Source organism: Rhizobium sp. RU33A, assembly GCF_900156055.1.
Classification (GTDB): Bacteria; Pseudomonadota; Alphaproteobacteria; order Rhizobiales; family Rhizobiaceae; genus Allorhizobium.
In genome coordinates this window covers 269,115-286,309 of sequence record NZ_FTMQ01000005.1, presented here as the reverse complement: position 1 = coordinate 286,309, position 17,195 = coordinate 269,115, and the positions used below count along the sequence as shown (strand labels likewise).

14 protein-coding genes are annotated in these 17,195 nt (G+C 59.1%); 11 read left to right on the top strand and 3 right to left on the bottom strand.

What is annotated here, in order from left to right:
- Window positions 1-38 precede the first annotated feature (38 nt).
- A complete protein-coding gene (locus tag BW978_RS23905; RefSeq protein WP_175616915.1) occupies window positions 39-3,470 on the top strand; it encodes a S8 family serine peptidase in 3,432 nt (1,143 codons plus the stop codon).
- Between the two features lie 158 nt (window positions 3,471-3,628).
- On the opposite strand, the gene BW978_RS18785 is transcribed toward BW978_RS23905, so the two are convergent.
- Window positions 3,629-4,921 carry an ATP-binding protein gene (locus BW978_RS18785; RefSeq protein ID WP_076397344.1) on the bottom strand — a complete coding sequence of 431 codons (1,293 nt, stop codon included), beginning with the start codon at window positions 4,919-4,921 and terminating at the stop codon, window positions 3,629-3,631.
- A 513-nt stretch (window positions 4,922-5,434) separates the two neighbouring features.
- Between BW978_RS18785 and BW978_RS18780 the strand changes: the two genes are divergently transcribed.
- Window positions 5,435-5,770 (top strand): helix-turn-helix transcriptional regulator, encoded by a 336-nt coding sequence (locus tag BW978_RS18780; protein WP_076397343.1) that lies wholly within the window; start codon window positions 5,435-5,437, stop codon window positions 5,768-5,770.
- On the top strand, window positions 5,760-7,082 hold the full coding sequence (locus BW978_RS18775) for a type II toxin-antitoxin system HipA family toxin (RefSeq protein WP_076397342.1): 1,323 nt from the start codon (window positions 5,760-5,762) through the stop codon (window positions 7,080-7,082). Before BW978_RS18780 ends, BW978_RS18775 begins: the two co-directional genes overlap by 11 nt.
- Window positions 7,083-7,217: 135 nt before the next feature.
- On the opposite strand, the gene BW978_RS18770 is transcribed toward BW978_RS18775, so the two are convergent.
- Window positions 7,218-7,499, bottom strand: coding sequence for a type 1 periplasmic-binding domain-containing protein (locus BW978_RS18770; RefSeq protein WP_175616914.1), 282 nt, complete (start codon window positions 7,497-7,499; stop codon window positions 7,218-7,220).
- A 126-nt stretch (window positions 7,500-7,625) separates the two neighbouring features.
- Window positions 7,626-8,534, bottom strand: coding sequence for a LysR family transcriptional regulator (locus BW978_RS18765; RefSeq protein WP_076397341.1), 909 nt, complete (start codon window positions 8,532-8,534; stop codon window positions 7,626-7,628).
- Between the two features lie 161 nt (window positions 8,535-8,695).
- On the opposite strand from BW978_RS18765, the gene BW978_RS18760 reads away from it, so the two are divergent.
- From BW978_RS18760 to atzF, 8 genes are read left to right on the top strand one after another with little or no spacing between them, the layout of a single operon-like run.
- A complete protein-coding gene (locus tag BW978_RS18760) occupies window positions 8,696-9,820 on the top strand; it encodes a BMP family ABC transporter substrate-binding protein (protein WP_076397340.1) in 1,125 nt (374 codons plus the stop codon).
- A gap of 49 nt (window positions 9,821-9,869) precedes the next feature.
- Entirely contained in the window at window positions 9,870-10,958 is a 1,089-nt protein-coding gene (locus tag BW978_RS18755) for an ABC transporter permease (protein WP_244552011.1), read from the top strand.
- Window positions 10,955-11,878, top strand: a complete 924-nt coding sequence (locus BW978_RS18750; RefSeq protein WP_076397338.1) for an ABC transporter permease — start codon at window positions 10,955-10,957, stop codon at window positions 11,876-11,878. Before BW978_RS18755 ends, BW978_RS18750 begins: the two co-directional genes overlap by 4 nt.
- 37 nt (window positions 11,879-11,915) lie before the next feature.
- Entirely contained in the window at window positions 11,916-12,593 is a 678-nt protein-coding gene (locus BW978_RS18745; RefSeq protein WP_244552005.1) for a biuret amidohydrolase, read from the top strand.
- Window positions 12,590-14,128 (top strand): ABC transporter ATP-binding protein, encoded by a 1,539-nt coding sequence (locus BW978_RS18740; protein WP_076397336.1) that lies wholly within the window; start codon window positions 12,590-12,592, stop codon window positions 14,126-14,128. The genes BW978_RS18745 and BW978_RS18740 overlap by 4 nt, the downstream gene beginning before the upstream one ends.
- Window positions 14,128-14,793 (top strand): cysteine hydrolase family protein, encoded by a 666-nt coding sequence (locus tag BW978_RS18735; RefSeq protein ID WP_076397335.1) that lies wholly within the window; start codon window positions 14,128-14,130, stop codon window positions 14,791-14,793. The genes BW978_RS18740 and BW978_RS18735 overlap by 1 nt, the downstream gene beginning before the upstream one ends.
- Complete coding sequence (locus tag BW978_RS18730; protein WP_006725485.1) at window positions 14,786-15,118, top strand: cupin domain-containing protein; 333 nt, start codon at window positions 14,786-14,788, stop codon at window positions 15,116-15,118. The genes BW978_RS18735 and BW978_RS18730 overlap by 8 nt, the downstream gene beginning before the upstream one ends.
- Before the next feature lie 17 nt (window positions 15,119-15,135).
- A complete protein-coding gene (gene atzF, locus BW978_RS18725) occupies window positions 15,136-16,938 on the top strand; it encodes an allophanate hydrolase (RefSeq protein ID WP_083697647.1) in 1,803 nt (600 codons plus the stop codon).
- Window positions 16,939-17,195: the final 257 nt, after the last annotated feature.

Genomic DNA, 17,195 nt, shown 5'->3' with positions numbered 1-17,195 from the left:
CAGATCTTCTTGCGCCCTATTGCATGCCAGGAGACATAATGTCTGCTAACTCCCTTCATGCCTTGATGCTGAGTGCCTTGCTCGTCTCCACTGCTCTTTCTCCGTCACTTGCTCGGGCCGAGGAGGCCTTCAAGGTCAGCGTTGAGGCTGGCTCTCAACAGCTTGTCGATGCGTTAAACCTCGCTCACGCCCATGGACAGTCCTCGCTCCTGGCGTCCGTTTATGAAAACACCCGCATCACGCCCTTTCGAGCGGTCGCCATCCAAAGCCAGGCCTTGGCTATTGCACCCGAGCTTGCAGATGCAATCCGGCTGGCAACGGCGGTCGGTGCCAGTCACCGGCGCACTCAGATCAACGCTTCCAGTTATTCATTTAGCGCCGCAGAAAGCATTCAGAATCGTGCTCGTCCGCCAGGTGCCGACAATTCCGTCAATCTCGCAAACATTCCGGAATTCGACCGAAACTATGGTCTTGGGCTCATCGGAGCACAAAAAGCGCTCGATCTTGGATTGACCGGCAGGGGCGTTGTTGTTGGCGTCATCGACAGTGGAATAGATAGGACGACCGATGGCGGCTCGCATCATGAATTCGCCGGGCGGATCGATCCACGTTCTACCTCTGTCTTCCACTGGTTTGATCCCAATGCTGCGGTCGCTGCCGGAGACGTTTCTGCCGGTTTTGTCAGACCGGCTGATGCGTCCGAAGATGGAAATGGACATGGGACCCATGTGTCGGGGATTATCGGTGCGGGCCAAAACGGGGTCGGCATGCAGGGTGTCGCACCAGGCGCAAACATCCTGTCGATTCAGGCGCTGCTTTCATTGCCCGCATCACAATGGCTGGACAGTCGTAACAATTTTACGATCGGTGACACGACGTATAACGCCCATTTTCTCGCGCTATGCGGGAGCGATGCCTATCTCACCGACGAGGATCAGTGCGTTCAGGCCAACCCGCTTGGGATTGGTACGGCCGGTGCGATCAGCTATCTGGCGACGCAGTCTGATGTCAGGGTCATCAATGGGTCATTCGGCCCCATCATCCCGGATGGATCGGTGACCTGGAACACCGGTGATCTTACAGATGAGGCAAATGCGGTGCGTGCCGCCTTAAGAGCCGGCCAGATTCTGACAATCGCTGCAGGCAATGACGGTGCTTCCGCACCGATATCGGCTGAGAACCCTTCTGGCATCGGCCTCTTTCCGTTTATCCGGCCCGGAAATGCCTCTGTCACCAATTCTGCGGGCCATCGGATCTATACCGGATCCGAAACGGCAGATTTCTCCGATATGACTGACACAGCCCTGGCTGCGGCAGAGGCCGCGGACGGTATCAAGCGGGGCCGCATCATCGTCGTGGTCGCTACCGATTCTCAAAAAGTGCTTGCCGAATACTCCAACAAGTGTGGTGTGGCGGCCAACTGGTGTCTTGCCGCGCCTGGAGGCACGTATGATGACAGGGTCGAACGGCCAATTGTTTCCACCTTTACCAACGGTACCTACCGCGCCCTTCAGGGGACCTCGATGGCGGCACCTCATGTTGCTGGCGCAATCGCTATCCTTGTTGAAGCGTTCCCAACATATACGCCGGCACAGATCACCAATATCCTATTTGAAACAGCTGAGGATCTGGGGGCGCCCGGTGCTGATTCTGTCTATGGTCGGGGCTTCCTGCGGCTTGATCGGGCGCTGGAATCGGGGCCGGCAGGTCTCGATGGCAATAGCACTGGCAGATTCGTTGCCACCGCAGGAAGTCAAAAGGGTGACCGACAGGTCTGGACAACGCCAATTACCAGCAGCGGTTCTTTGACCAAAACGGGACAAGGTACCCTGGTTCTGCTGGGAAACGCCACTTTCCAGCGGGGTGTCTCTGTCAATCAGGGGGAATTGCGCGTCGATGGTACGCTTACCGGATCCTCTATCGAGATCGGTCAAAACGGAAATCTCTCAGGAAATGGCACGATCGTCTCCAATCTCTTTTTACGAGGTCAGCTTTCTCCGGGACAATCGCCAGGCCTGCTGACGATCAATGGTGACTTCACGCTTGCTGCCGGTAGTCAGACGAATATTGAAATAGACGGTCTTATCGCCCAGGATGGCATAGGCGGGTTTGACCGGATTTCCGTTATCGGCGTCAACCGCGCCGTCGCAGTCGGGGGCACTCTGGCGCCTGTTCTTCGGGGTATCACCGGTGCGGCAAACAACAATTTCACGCCAAAGCTTGGTGATAGCGTCCGCTTTCTCGATGTTGCAAACGGTACGATCACTGGTTCTTTTACGGGGCTGGCACAGCCAGGAAGTGGGCTTGCAGCTGGGACCCGCTTCGATGTGGTCTATGGAACAGGAAGCCTTCTGCTTGCTGCGACACCGCTATCCTATGCCGACCTTTCGGGTCATGGTATCCGCCAGAGTGCAGCTGCCGTCTCTATTGGTCGAGCGATCGATGCCTCGCGACCTTTGGCCGGCATTCGACCAAGTGATGCCCTTCAGCCACTTTACTCCAGTCTGTATTTGGCAAATGCCGAGGGGTTGGCGCATGGTCTCGAGCAGGCATCGGGGGTGATCTACATCGATAGTGGGCAGGCCACCGTGATGTCTCTTGGGCGATTCGCAGATGAGATCTGGTCGCACCAGGGTGAACTCGCAAGAACTGACCTTTCGAGCATGGATGCTGCTCGCTTCTGGTCGAAAGGCGGCCGTTGGGATGGCGATCATCGGAGTTTTGCCGCCGAAAGCGCAGGCGTCACCTTCGGCCTTGATGTACCACTGGACCTGGGCTGGTTGGGAGGGGCCTTTCGTTACGAAGGAACAGATGTTCATGGCGGACGACATGGTCAAGCCGATTTGGCGACCTACCAGGCCGCTGTCTTCGGACAAACGGCGTGGTCAGGTTTCGACGTTGCTGCACGAGCAGGTCTTTCGCATGGTCGACTTGATGTGGCCCGTAGCATCAGCTTTGCGAAGGGATCGCAGACATTCCTGAACAGCAAGGATCACGGCTGGGGTGGGTTCGCGGAAGCGTCGATCTTTCAGACAATGGAACTCGGCGACACACGTATCATGCCCTCGCTTTCAGCGGGCTATAGAGGCTTCAGTTTTGGTGGAGCGCAGGAGGCCGGCACTGTCCTGCCCCTTTCGACACCCAACGATCTCTATGAGCAGGCCCATATCACCGCAGCCGTTAACCTGTCTCGAGAGTTTGCACTTGAAAGTGGTGTCAGCCTGATCCCGTCACTGACCATGGGCTATCGCCATGACATTATCGAAATGACGCATCAGGCAGGCGCTGAGGTACTAGGCACTGGATTTACTGTGAGCGGCGCGGAGATTGGTCGCGACGCCCTGATTGGCGGATTGAAATTGGCAGCTGTCAGCAATTCTGGGCTGTCTGTTTCTGCTGCCTATGATTTTGACATTCGTGAGGGTTCCAACCAGCACAAACTGACAGGCTCTTTGGATTTTAGGTGGTGAAAGACGACGTCTGGTGCCGGGCCGATGGAAAGCCCCGGCTTTCCCTTGGGCTGCGCTTTTGGTTAAAGCTGTCGGTCTACAAATGGCGCTGCAAAAATACCAAAGGCCTGTCAGACATTTCGGCCCTGCTTTCAGTTGTGCGGATTGCACCGCGCCGATCAATGAGGCCAAGTGTCTTTGAATGACCAGAATATCGACAGAGGCAAAGCAAATAGGTTTTCGCCGAAAGTGAGGACGCGCTCTCCCATATAGATGACGATGCCGACCACGGGACGGCCCGCACCTGGGCCTTCCTCTCGAAACCATCGCAGATGTTTAAAGTCCTTAGCTTCGACCGTAGTCGATGCCTTCACCTCAAAGCCGATAATCATCCTGTCCGATTCGGCTAGGATGTCGATCTCGCGTCCGCGTTGATGCCGCCAGTGATATAGTCGCCATTGACGCATCTGATAGGGCAGAGATTTCCAGATTTCATTGAAAACGAAATTCTCCAACACGCCGCCAAGTGCTGTGGGGTTCGCCCCGATACTGAAGCTCTGGGTGTTCATACTCCTCAGAGCTGCGACGATTCCGGTATCCACGAGATGAATTTTCGCTTGGCGTATGTCGCGTCCCGACTCTCCAGAAGTCCATGCTGGCAAACGACGCAATAGAGAGAGCTTGGTTAGAATATCGAGATAGGTTTCAGTCGTATTCCGTTGTAGACTGATAGTTGAGCTAAGCTCGTCTATGTTGAGTTCGTTCCCGACGCGCGTAGCCAGTTGATCGATCATCCTCCTCATCGCGTCTGATTTTCTTATTTTTAAGATGTACGCAACATCGCGTTCGACGACACTATCGACGTAATCCCTATATCGATTTTGTCTCCAGCGGTCTTCCAGAGTTCGTATCTCTGGAAATCCGCCTGCAACCATCAGGTCGATATACTGTGTCCTGGACAGTGTTTCTCCTATCGGAAGATTTAGCGGATCGGGACGCTCACTTGCCGACGCCCAATCGAGAATCTTCGCGGGCCCCACGCATTGTGTTTCGGCGACACTCATCGGAAGCATGGTGATCGTGTAGACCCGACCTGCCAACGAGTCAGCGACATGCGCGGAAGTGAAAACGTTGGATGAGCCTGTCAGGATGAACTGACCCATCGCGCGGTTCTCGTCCACGATCCTTTTCAACGCCAACGCTAGTTTGGTGGATCGTTGGGCTTCGTCGATAATCAGAGGGCCTGCCTTATTCTCAGCCAGCAGAGTATCCAGCTGTCCTTTTGGATCGGCCTCTATAGCTGCAAGCATACTCTCGTCATCCAAGGTGATGAATTTTCCAACGCTCATTAGGTCCCGTACAAGCGTCGTCTTGCCGACTTGGCGCGGCCCGATGAGGTTAACGATGCGCGCAGATGCGAGTGCAGCTTTTAGCTCTGGCTGCAAATGACGCGGGAGAAGACCTTCTTCCATTACAACCACTAAATTTCCCATCCTGGCAGCATGGGAGAAATGTTAATAGCAATGCGGGCGAAGTGTCAATAAAGATGCGGGGAAAGTGTCATTAGGAGAGTCGTGAAGGTGCCATCAAGTGCCAAAAATTTGTCGGCTCTCGTTGACAGATCAATAACGGAGACTTTGGCAAACACCGCCAACCGCAGGATTTCAGCTGATGGACATCGAGGATGTCCTGCGCCTCAAGTCCCGCTGGCGACTTAAAGGGCAATCGCCTGTTTTCAGCCGGATAGGTTTTCACAGGCCAGTCGATTCTCGTGCGTGCACAGGCGATGCAGTCAGGCGGCCAGTCAACCGAACTGCGGCTGCACTATTGCTACTTCGCATGCTGTTCACAAAAATGGGCGCAAGGTCATTTAAAGTTCATTATTATGAACGTAGTTTGACAGTGTGCTGAGCTCATGTCACGATGTTCGCGATGACGATGACCAAGAGCCTCTGCCTCAGCAAAGTGAACAAGGCGCCACCCCAATGCCGCGCAACAGAAGCTATTCCAGGGTCACGCGAGAAGCCCTCCTCGTCCTAGGCAAACTGATCCGCGTCAACCGAACAGAACGCGGACTGACGGCGCAAGAGCTTGCTGACCGTGCAGGCATTAGCCGGACAACCTTGTTCAACATCGAGAAGGGTTCGCCAGGCCCAGAGATCGGCATTGTCTTCGAAGTCGCGTCGATCGTCGGAATTCGTCTGTTCGACCATGATGAGCGTAACACGCTCAAGGCGCGCATGACCTATCTCGATGAAAAACTGACCTTGCTGCCCAAGAGTGTTCGTCACAGCGTGAAGGATGTTGACGATGACTTCTAAGGCAGAGGCAAAAGAGGCATTTGTCTGGATATGGCTGCCGGGAGCCACTGAGCCAGTCGTGGCCGGCCGTCTCGATCAGGATGGCGACCAGTTGCTCTTCATCTATGGTGCAAGTTACAGGCGGCGTAACAATGCGATCTCCATCTACCATCCGGAGCTCCCCCTGCAGGAGGGCGTTATCGAGCCTGCCAATGGGCTGAACATGCCAAGCGCAATCCGTGATGGATCGCCTGACGCCTGGGGACGCCGCGTGATCATGAACAGGCTGACGGCACAAGCGCCCGTCGGAGCGGGTGTGTCGGACCTCAGCGAACTGACATTTTTGCTGCAGTCCGGATCTGACCGGATCGGCGCGCTCGATTTCCAGCAGTCCGCAAGCGAGTACGTTCCTCGCGTGGCCGCGCGGGCATCGCTTGACGAGTTGATGGAAGCTGCGACGCGCATTGAGAGAGGACTGCAGCTGACGCCTGCTCTGGATCAGGCTCTCAACCATGGCACATCGATTGGCGGTGCCCGGCCCAAGGCGCTCATCGACGACAAAGACAAGAAATTCATCGCAAAATTCTCCGCCAGCAACGACACCTATAGCGTTGTCAAAGCGGAGTTCATCGCAATGCGGCTGGCATCAGCCTGCGGCCTTGATACCGCACCTGTGTCGATAACCCAAGCCGCCCACAAGGATGTGCTGTTGATTGAACGCTTTGATCGGCGACGCTCGGCAACGGGCTGGACACGACGTTCCATGGTGTCGGCACTGACGATGCTCGGGCTCGATGAGATGATGGCGCGCTATGCCTCTTATGAAGATCTGGCAGAGCTCATTCGACACCGCTTCAGCGATCCGAAGGAAACGCTTAAAGAACTCTATGGCCGCATCTGCTTCAATGTGCTTTGCGGCAATACTGACGACCACGCCCGCAATCATGCCGCCTTCTGGGACGGCAGACAGCTGACGCTAACGCCTGCATATGACATATGCCCGCAAGGTCGCACCGGCAGCGAGGCCACTCAGGCCATGCTGATCAAGGGCAACCTTCGTGCAAGCACGCTTTCCGCATGCCTCGCAGCGGCGCCCGATTACCATTTGACGCATGCACAAGCGTCTAAGCTTATCGAACATCAGCTCACAACCATTGCGCAAAACTGGCGCTCGATTTGCGATGAAGCCGAGCTGACCGAGGTGGACCGCAAGCTGTTTTCCAAACGCCAGTTCCTCAACAGCTACGCTCTTGAAGGACTTGATGTGCATGGCTCCTTGCGGGATTCCTATGAAAGTGCACAGGATACGCTGCTTGCCCGCGGAGCGACTTGAATGAGACGCATGAACGCGGGCAACCGGCGTCGTTAAGCCGGCGTGGTTTGATCGGCAGGTGCATCAGCTCCAGGAGAAACCCTGACGGGGCGCCGACCTCGCAACCGATTGCGGCGCCTGCCCGACGCAAGGCGCTCAATGCATGCCATGCCGCGTCTGGAGGTTTCCCTTGAGCAGGGTTTGGATGCGGATCTTTTCCTGGGCAGCAAGCGGTTGGCGAGCATCCGAACGGGCATGCGTGATGCGCATTGCGCTGCGCACGGCATGCCCCGGGTCCTTCGCGATGACTGTATCGATCCGGTCGTCGCGAAGCGCTTGTTCGCCGAAGGGCGTTCGTTCGTGCACAGCCACGGCAATCTTATCCAACTCGGCGTTCCCGGCAGCGGCGAGGATCGGCACCTGGGCCTCTGCGCTCAACACATACCCGCACGCATCACTCAATCTTTGGGCAGCGGTGTCGTCGGCGGCATGGACCAGAGGATCAGTGGAGTTCTGGCCGCCAGATACAATCGAGTACTTTCCCCGATGAAAACAATCTGGGCTTCAGGAAACTTCGAACTGGCTGGCGAGGCAGTTTGTCAATTGTGACGCAAAGCGTGCAGCAGCCACTGGCAAGGTGCGGCCCTTCAACTGACCGAGATAGAGGATGCCGGCGGGCACATCGCGTCCATCAAGCGGGCATGAGACCATCCGGCCCGTTGAGGTCTGGTCCGAGAGACCGATTGGTATCTGGAAGGTGAGGATGTTCTCCATCACCGCGTGGTTTCGCAGGAATTCAAAATTGTCGGACTGGATAACCGGATCGAGGCGCACGCCGGCGATGCGCATGGCAATGTCGAGCAGATGGCGCACACCATAGGCCGTCGTCGGCAGCGCGATCGGGTAATCGACACAATCAGATAGCCTCACCGTCGACCTCGCCGCCAGCGGATGATCGGGGGACATGACGACATGCACCGGTTGGCGCACGCGGATGAGCGTCATGAAATCCGTGAGACGCACAGGCTCAAAGACGATAGCAAGATCGGCGCTGTGATCGACGAGCGCGTGCTCGGCCGCCTCGCGATCCCGCAGATGGACGCCGAAGGTGACGTTCGGGTGTTCCTTGCGATAGAGCGCGATCTGGCTCGGCAAGAAGTAAGGCAAGAGCGCTTGGCTACAGGCAATCGACACATGGCCGCGCCGCACTCCAGAGAGATCGGCGATCTGCGAACGCACCCGCTCCATATCCGAAAGTTGGTTGCGAATGTGGTGAATATAGATCTCGCCGGCGGCCGATAGGCGCACACCATGGGCCAAGCGTTCGAAGATCGGCACGCCGAGCTCCTCCTCCATGGCGAGAATGCGCCGATTGAGCGCCGTCGAAGTGATCGCGAGCGTATCGGCGGCGGCCCGGATCGAGCCCGCCTTCACCACGGCATCGATGTATCGAATGGAAGCGAGGTAGCGCATGAAAGGCCCTGTTTAGGCTGCTGCATTTTTTGCAGCAGGCCGGCCAAAACATAGCACAAGACAGAAGCGCGTCCATCTGGATTACTGGCGTCGAAAGCCAGACGCTGAGCCCTCAAGATCGGGCCACGCCGGCAAAACAAGCAAAAACGGGGAACGTCCACATGTCGAAGATCCTGATGCCCAATCGTCGCCAGTTTCTGATGAACTCAGCCGGTCTCGCCGGCGCAGCTGCCCTTTCGGGTCTGCTGCCGGGTGGAATGGCACATGCGGCGGGCCTCACGGTCGGCTTCATCTATGTCGGACCGAAGGATGATTTCGGCTACAACCAGTCGCATGCCGAGGGCGCAGCCGCGGTCAAGGCTATGGAAGGCGTCACGGTAGTCGAAGAGGAGCAGGTTCCCGAAACGGTCGACGTGCAAAAGACCATGGAGAGCATGATCAGCTTTGATGGTGCAACACTCCTTTTCCCGACCTCCTTCGGCTATTTCGATCCCCACATCCTGGCTCTGGCACCGAAGAACCCGGAGGTGCGCTTCCAGCATTGCGGCGGCCTCTGGACGCCGGACAATCCGGCAAATGTCGGCTCTTATTTCGGCTATATCGGCATGGGCCAGTATCTGAACGGCATTGCGGCCGGCTATGCCACGAAGTCGAAAAAGATAGGTTTCGTGGCCGCGAAGCCCATTCCGCAGGTGCTGTTGAACATCAATTCCTTCCTGCTCGGCGCGCGTGCCGTCGATCCCTCGATCACCTGCCAGGTCATTTTCACCGGCGAATGGTCGCTGGCGGTCAAGGAGGCGGAGGCCACCAATGCGCTGGCCGATCAGGGCATCGACGTCATCACCTGCCATGTGGACGGCCCGAAAGTGGTGATGGAGACCGCGGCTGGTCGCGGGATGTATCTGTGTGGCTATCATGCCAACCAGAGCGCGCTCGCGCCGGACAAGTATCTGACCGGAGCGGAGTGGAACTGGGCCAAGGTCTACACCGACATGGTCAAGACCACGCTTGCGGGCGGCACGATCGACAACTTTGTCCGCGGAGGACTGGCAGACGGCTTCATCAAGATGAGCCCGCTCGGACCGGCCGTCAGTGAGGAGGCGCGCACCCGCTTCGAGGCAGTCCAGGGCGAGATCATGAAGGGCGGCTTCGCGGCGATCACCGGGCCCCTCAAGGACAACAAGGGCAATGTGGTGGCAACCGCCGGGCAGGCTCTGGTTGAGACCGATGTTGCGCTTGAGAGCATGAACTACCTCGTGGAAGGCGTCGTCGGCTCCACCTCCTGACAGAACAGCGCGAACAGGGGGCCAGTTCATGAGCCTGCAGGTCGATCAGATGGCGCCACTTAACCGATGGACCCGATTCCTGAACGAGGCCGGTGCCCGCCGTATCGAAGCGGTCCTTCTGCCCATGGCAGCCCTGTTTGCGGGAATGCTGGTCTTCGCAATCTTCCTTATTCTGCTAGGCAAGTCACCGGTCGAATTCTATGGGCTTGTCTTGAAGGCGGGCTTCGGCACCGCCTTCTCCTGGACGAACACCCTGACACGTGCAGCACCGCTGCTTCTGGCAGCGCTCTGCGTTGCACTGCCGGCCCGCCTCGGGCTCGTTATCATCGGTGGCGAGGGCGCGATCGTGCTTGGGGGCGTCGCGGCAGGCGCCGTCGCCATGCTGATGCCGGGCCTTCCGGCTGTCATCGGCATCACCCTCATGGCTATTGCCGGCATGGCGGTCGGCGGCTTCTGGATTGGCACGGTCGGTGCACTTCGCCACCTGCGCGGTGTGAATGAGACGATCTCAAGCCTGCTGATGGCCTATATCGCAATTGCCCTGATGAACCACCTGATCGAGGGCCCCTTTCGTGATCCAGCAAGCCTCAACAAGCCCTCCACTGCACCGCTGCCCGAAACCTGGCAGATCGGCGAGATGCCCGGCATCGGCGTTCACTGGGGGCTTGTCCTGGGCATTCTCGCCTGCATCCTCGCCTGGATACTGATTGAGCGGACCACCATCGGGTTTGCGGCACGCATCGTTGGAGGCAACGTCCGCGCGGCGGAAATCCAGGGACTTCCAGCGGGTACCCTCGCCATCGGTTTCACGGCGCTTGGCGGCGCCTTCGCAGGGCTGGCCGGCATGGTCGAGGTCGCAGCGATCCACGGCTCGGCCAACGCCTCGCTTGCGGCGGGCTACGGCTATACCGGCATCCTCATTGCCTTTCTCGCCCGCCACAACGCGCTCGCCATCATCCCGGCCGCCATTTTATTTGCCGGCATCGAGGCGTCGAGCGGGCTCATACAGAGGCGCATGGACCTGCCCGATGCGACTGTGCTCGTTCTGGAGGGCATGGTCTTTATCGCCATCCTATTGACTGACACGCTGCAGGGTCGCGTCCGCTTCCTCACTTTCCTTGAAAGGAGGCAGACATGACTGAAGATATCGGCCTGTGGGGTGTGCCTCTTGCAATCCTTGGCGGCGCGATCCGTGTCTCCACGCCGTTCATATTCGTCTCCATCGGCGAGTGCCTGACGGAACGATCGGGGCGTATCAATCTTGGACTCGAGGGCACTCTGGTCTTCGGCGCCATGAGTGGATATGCGGTCGCCTATCACACGGGATCGCCCTGGCTCGGCACCTTGGCCGCCGCCTTCTCCGGCCTGATCTTCGGCCTTCTGCATGGCTGGCTTTGCCGCCTGCCGCGCGTCAACGACATCGCCATCGGCATCGCGCTGATGATCTTCGGCACGGGCCTCGCCTTCTTGTTCGGCAAGCCTTACGTGCAGCCCGTCGCACCGGATCTGCCGGCCATCCCACTCGGTTTCTGGTCAAGCCTGCCGCAGGTGCAGGCCGCATTGAATGTCAATGTGCTGTTCCTTGTGGGCATCGTACTCGCATTCGCCACGGCCTGGATGTTGAAGAACACCCGCGTCGGGCTGACGATCCGAGTGACCGGCGACAGCGCCGATGCGGCGCGTGCCCTTGGGATCGACGTCAACCGGGTGCGGCTCTGGAGCACAGCGGCCGGCGGTGCTCTTGCCGGTGTCGGTGGCGCCTATCTCTCGCTCTACTATCCCGGAAGCTGGAACGAAGGCATCTCCTCCGGCCAAGGGCTGATGGCGGTGGCACTGGTGATCTTTGCCCGCTGGAATCCGGTCAACTGCCTCTATGCCTCACTGCTGTTTGGCGGCGCCGGCGCGCTCGGTCCGGCGTTGCAGTCCGTCGGCATCACCAGCGGCTACTATCTCTTTTATGCCGCTCCTTACGTGCTCACCCTGGGACTACTGGTCGCGACCAGCTCACGCACCCGCGCCATGCCATCGGCACCCGGCGAACTCAGCATAGTCAAGTAAACAGTGCCGCAGCCGCGGCAAGCGAATGGAGACCGTGATGACCACCATTCAGGCCGATCCCTATCTCTGGCCCTATAATGGAGATCTGAGACCGGACAATACGGTCCTGATCATCATCGACATGCAGACGGATTTCTGCGGGCCGGGCGGCTATGTCGACAAAATGGGCTATGATATCGCGCTCACCAGAGCGCCGATCGAGCCGATCAAGGCCGTGCTTCAAGCCATGCGTGACAAGGGCTACCACGTCATACACACCCGCGAGGGTCACCGGCCGGACCTTTCCGACCTGCCTGCGAACAAGCGCTGGCGCTCACAACAAATCGGCGCCGGCATTGGCGATGCTGGTCCCTGCGGGCGCATCCTGGTGCGCGGCGAGCCAGGCTGGGAGATCATCGACGAACTGAAGCCCATGGACGGTGAGCCTGTCATAGACAAACCGGGCAAAGGCTCCTTCTGCGCCACCGACCTCGAGCTACTCCTGCGCACCCGCGGTATCGAAAACATAGTGCTCTCGGGGATCACCACTGATGTCTGCGTGCATACCACCATGCGCGAGGCGAACGATCGCGGCTTTGAATGCCTGCTCCTCGAAGACTGTTGCGCTGCCACCGACCCCGGCAACCATGCGGCTGCGATCAAGATGGTGAAGATGCAGGGCGGCGTCTTCGGCGCGGTTTCCGACAGTGGCAAGTTTGTCGAGGCACTGCCATGAGCACCAAAGCTCAGCAAGCCAAGGCACTGACGCGCGCCATCGGTGTGGAAACGGTCGGCATGACGATGCGGTTTGGAACGTTCACCGCGCTGAACGACGTCTCGCTGAAGGTCAAAGCGGGCTCCTTCCATGTCCTGCTCGGCGAAAACGGTGCGGGCAAGTCGACCCTCGTCAAATGCATGATGGGCTTTTATCGTCCGACGTCCGGCCAGATGATGGTCGCTGACCGCGAGGTGCAGGTCCGAGACCCGCGCGACGCCCACGATCTGGGCCTCGGCATGGTCTACCAGCATTTCACGCTCGTGCCCTCGCTGACGGCAGCAGAGAACCTGGTGATCAGCCGCGCGGATGTGCCGGCCCGTATCGACTGGGGCAAGGAGCGCACTGACCTTGCCGCTTTCATGGAAAGAATGCCCTTCACCGTACCGTTGGACGTCCCCGTTGGACGGCTCGCGGCGGGCGAGAAGCAGAAGCTGGAGCTCCTAAAGCAACTTTATCTCGGGCGCAGATTTCTCATTCTGGACGAGCCGACTTCGGTGTTGACACCCTCGGAAGCCGACGAGTTACTCGGCATGGTGCGCGGCCTGACCACGGCTGGCGAGCTCACCTGCCTGATGATTTCGCACAAGTTCCGCGAGGTGACGGCCTTTGCTGACGCAGTCTCGGTATTGCGCCGCGGCGAGCATGTCGGCGGTGGCAAGGTGGCTGACCTTTCGACCGCAGAGATGGCAGCGATGATGATCGGCGAAAAGGAACTGATGCGTCCTGCTGCCCGCGTCCCGATGAACGGCGCGCCGGTGTTGACCGTCTCCAGCGCCAAGGCGCCGGATCGATCGGGCCTCAAGACGATCACCATTGATGATCTTACGGTACGTGCTGGAGAAATCGTCGGCATCGCCGGCATTTCTGGAAACGGACAGATGGAACTGATGGAGATCCTGTCGGGGCAGCGACCGCTGTCTGCGGGAAGTGTCAAGGTCTGTGGCACGCCGTTTCGGGCCAGCCGTAGCGAGATGCGGACTTTGAATGTCCGCACGCTGCCGGAAGAGCCCTTGCGCAACGCCTGCGCTCCAAAGATGAGCGTAGCCGAAAACATCTTCTTTCGCGATTTCGATTTCTTGGCAGAAAAGCGCAAATTCTGGCTGGATCGGCGCCGCATGTCCGCGCTGGCAGCCCGGCTGATTGGCGATTACAAGGTCAAGACTGCGTCGCTGGACACGCCAATAGCGTCCCTTTCCGGCGGCAATGTTCAGCGTGCCGTGCTGGCCCGCGAGCTGAGTGGAACCCTTGACCTGCTGTTGATCGCCAATCCCTGCTTCGGCCTTGATTTCTCGGCCGTGGCGGAAATCCGCGCGCGCGTCATGGCGGCGCGCAATGGAGGTGCTGCCGTCTTGCTGATCAGCGAGGATCTCGACGAGATCCTCGAACTCTCCGACCGCATCCTTGTCATGTCGGAAGGCGCAATCGTATTTGAGACGCAAGCTGACGGAGCCGATATCGGGGAAATTGGAAGACATATGGCAGGACATCACTGATGGCAGTTATCAAGGCACGCCCCTTCGACATCACGATCACCCCGCAAAAGACCGCTTTGGTCGTCATCGACATGCAGCGCGACTTCATTGAACCGGGCGGCTTCGGCGCCACGCTCGGCAATGACGTCACCCTTCTTCAGGCGATCATCCCTGCCACCGCGCGTCTGATTGATGGTTTTCGCCGTGCCGGCCTGCCGGTGATCCACACGCGCGAATGCCATGCGCCAGACCTTTCGGACTGCCCGCCTGCCAAGCGGGCGCGTGGAAAGCCATCCCTGCGCATCGGTGATCCCGGTCCAATGGGCCGCATCCTCATTGCAGGCGAAGACGGAGCCGATATCGTCGCCGCCCTTGCACCGCTGCTTGGCGAAACGGTCATTGACAAGCCCGGCAAGGGCGCGTTCTACGCGACCCCTCTTGACGAAATCCTTCAGGAGAAGGGCATTTCGCAACTCGTCTTTGCCGGCGTGACCACGGAGGTCTGCGTGCAGACCACCATGCGCGAGGCAAACGACCGGGGCTATGAGTGCCTGCTCGCGACCGATGCAACCGAAAGCTATTTCCCAGAATTCAAGAAGGCCGCCATCGCCATGATGACCGCACAAGGCGCGATCGTTGGCTGGGCGGCGACGGTGGACCAGATTGTCGAGGCCCTCGATGCGTGAGACCCTGCATATGGCACAGTTCCTGGCGAGCCGCTGGAAGGAAGCCCCCTTCGAACATTTTCGCGATGGCGTGGAGATCTGCCGTCTCATCCAGGGTGAACCGGAACTGGCGCTCTTGCGCTATGCGCCGGGCGCCAGCGTGCCGCAGCACAGGCATACGGGGCTGGAAACCATTCTGATACTGGAGGGCTCACAAAGCGACGAAAACGGCCACTATGGGCCAGGTTCGCTTGTCGCCAACCCCGAAGGCACCGTGCATTCCGTCTCCTCGGCAGAAGGCTGCGTCGTCCTCATCCAGTGGACGAAGCCGGTCGAAATCCTCTGACATCTGAAAGTGCCGTCATGAACATGATGACCATGCCCTTCACCTTTAAGCAGTTGCACACCGCCTATGCCGCAGGCCTCAGCCCGATGACTGTGATCGAGGAGGTCTATCGGCGCATTGAAGAGGCTGACGATCCTGGTATCTTCATCCACTTGGCACCGAAAGAGGCAATGATGGCGGCCGCTGCAGCCCTTGGCCCCTACGATCAGGCACGCCCGCTCTATGGCATTCCCTTCGCAGTAAAGGACAACATAGATGTCGCGGGCATGCCGACCACCTGCGCCTGCCCGGCCTTCGAGTATGCCGCAACGGCTGACGCCTTTGTGGTTGCAAAACTGAAAGCTGCCGGTGCACTTCCGATCGGCAAGACCAATCTCGACCAGTTCGCCACCGGCCTTGTTGGTGTGCGTTCCCCCTATCCGATCCCCAAAAACGCTATTGATCCTTCCATCGTGCCGGGCGGTTCCAGCAGCGGCTCGGCCGTGGCTGTGGCGCGTGGCATTGTGCCCTTTGCTCTTGGAACGGATACAGCCGGCTCCGGCCGCGTGCCAGCCGCGCTCAACAATATTGTCGGGCTGAAGCCGACGCTCGGCACACTGTCTGCCACCGGCATGGTGCCGGCCTGCCGCACGCTCGACACCATCTCGATCTTCGCCTTGACTGTCCCCGATGCATTCGCGGTCTACATGGCAGCCGCCGGCCATGACGAGGCCGACGCCTATTCCCGCGATCTTGCAGCCCCCTTCCTGGAAGTCCCGGGCGCGGGCTTCAGCATCGGCGTTCCCGATATAGCCTCGCGCCGCTTCTTTGGCGATGTCGTCCAGCAAGCATCCTTCGAGGCGGTGATTGCTGTTTTGGCGGGTATGGGACACCGCATCGTGCCTCTCGATTTCACACCGCTTTATCGCATCGCCGAATTGCTCTACGAAGGCGCATGGGTGGCGGAGCGTTATGCGGCCATAGAACAAATGATCCGCACCATGCCCGATTCGCTCTTTCCGGTGACCCGCGGGATCATCGGAAGGGCTGAAAGCTTAACCGCGTCAGATGCCTTCCGTGACATCTACCGACTTGCCGATCTCAAGCGCAAGGTAGCCCCATTGATCGCCACGGCGGACCTCCTTTGTGTCCCCACCATTCCGTGCTTCTTCAGCGTCACGGATCTGACACAGGATCCTGTCGGGCCGAATTCGAAGCTCGGCACATACACAAACTTTGTCAACCTGCTGGATCTATGTGGGATCGCCGTGCCGGTCGCGACGCGTGACGATGGAAGACCCGGAAGCGTGACCCTGCTGGCTGCTGCCGGGCTGGATGGCCGCATCGCCGGCATAGCGGCCAGCCTGCAGGTTGAAGCCTCCCCGCCACTTGGTGCCACAGGCTGGGAGCTCGAGCCGATCGCTACCCTTCCACCGGCAGCCGGCCCAGCCGAGATCCCTATCGCACTGGTCGGCGCCCATATGCGCGGCCTGCCGCTCAACGGCGAGATCACCCGTCTTGGTGGCCGCTTTCTTGCGCAGCGCCAAACCGCACCCGAATACCGCTTGCACGCACTTGCTGGCGGACCGCCTCAGCGGCCGGGGCTCGTCCGGTTGAACGAGGGGGGACAGGCGATTGCGCTTGAGGTCTGGGCGCTCCCCCTCGACCAGTTCGGTACCTTCATGACAACTGTTCCTTCGCCGCTCTCGATCGGGACCGTAAAGCTTGATGACGGATCTGCCGTCAAGGGCTTCCTTTGTGAACCGGCCGGCCTCCCTGGGGCCGAGGATATTACAGACCTCGGCGGCTGGCGCGCTTTCCTGGCAGCAGCGTCCAGATAGGGTGATGATCACAAGCCTCAACCGGTGCGATCTTGCTGGAACAATAGTCGCCCGACATCCTGTCACCTCAGGTAAGGCTGTGGGGTAAATGGGAAGGCCAACAACTCATGAGCCTCTGTTGGCCTCCCTTCCAATCCATAGCCATCTGAACGGCCTATCCGCTTGATGTAACAGGCTGAAGGATCGACAAGACAAGGCGGCACCTTGTTCTGCATGCGCAGCCTGGCGAAATCGAACGTCGTTCAGAATAGGTTCGA

Excerpts from the sequence above, each read along its gene's own strand:
- BW978_RS23905 (WP_175616915.1), top strand. The coding sequence starts at position 39 with ATGTCTGCTAACTCCCTTCATGCCTTGATGCTGAGTGCCTTGCTCGTC.
- BW978_RS18785 (WP_076397344.1), bottom strand. The coding sequence starts at position 4,921 with ATGGAAGAAGGTCTTCTCCCGCGTCATTTGCAGCCAGAGCTAAAAGCT.
- BW978_RS18780 (WP_076397343.1), top strand. The coding sequence starts at position 5,435 with ATGCCGCGCAACAGAAGCTATTCCAGGGTCACGCGAGAAGCCCTCCTC.
- BW978_RS18775 (WP_076397342.1), top strand. The coding sequence starts at position 5,760 with ATGACTTCTAAGGCAGAGGCAAAAGAGGCATTTGTCTGGATATGGCTG.
- BW978_RS18765 (WP_076397341.1), bottom strand. The coding sequence starts at position 8,534 with ATGCGCTACCTCGCTTCCATTCGATACATCGATGCCGTGGTGAAGGCG.
- BW978_RS18760 (WP_076397340.1), top strand. The coding sequence starts at position 8,696 with ATGTCGAAGATCCTGATGCCCAATCGTCGCCAGTTTCTGATGAACTCA.
- BW978_RS18755 (WP_244552011.1), top strand. The coding sequence starts at position 9,870 with ATGGCGCCACTTAACCGATGGACCCGATTCCTGAACGAGGCCGGTGCC.
- BW978_RS18750 (WP_076397338.1), top strand. The coding sequence starts at position 10,955 with ATGACTGAAGATATCGGCCTGTGGGGTGTGCCTCTTGCAATCCTTGGC.
- BW978_RS18745 (WP_244552005.1), top strand. The coding sequence starts at position 11,916 with ATGACCACCATTCAGGCCGATCCCTATCTCTGGCCCTATAATGGAGAT.
- BW978_RS18740 (WP_076397336.1), top strand. The coding sequence starts at position 12,590 with ATGAGCACCAAAGCTCAGCAAGCCAAGGCACTGACGCGCGCCATCGGT.
- BW978_RS18735 (WP_076397335.1), top strand. The coding sequence starts at position 14,128 with ATGGCAGTTATCAAGGCACGCCCCTTCGACATCACGATCACCCCGCAA.
- BW978_RS18730 (WP_006725485.1), top strand. The coding sequence starts at position 14,786 with ATGCGTGAGACCCTGCATATGGCACAGTTCCTGGCGAGCCGCTGGAAG.
- atzF (WP_083697647.1), top strand. The coding sequence starts at position 15,136 with ATGAACATGATGACCATGCCCTTCACCTTTAAGCAGTTGCACACCGCC.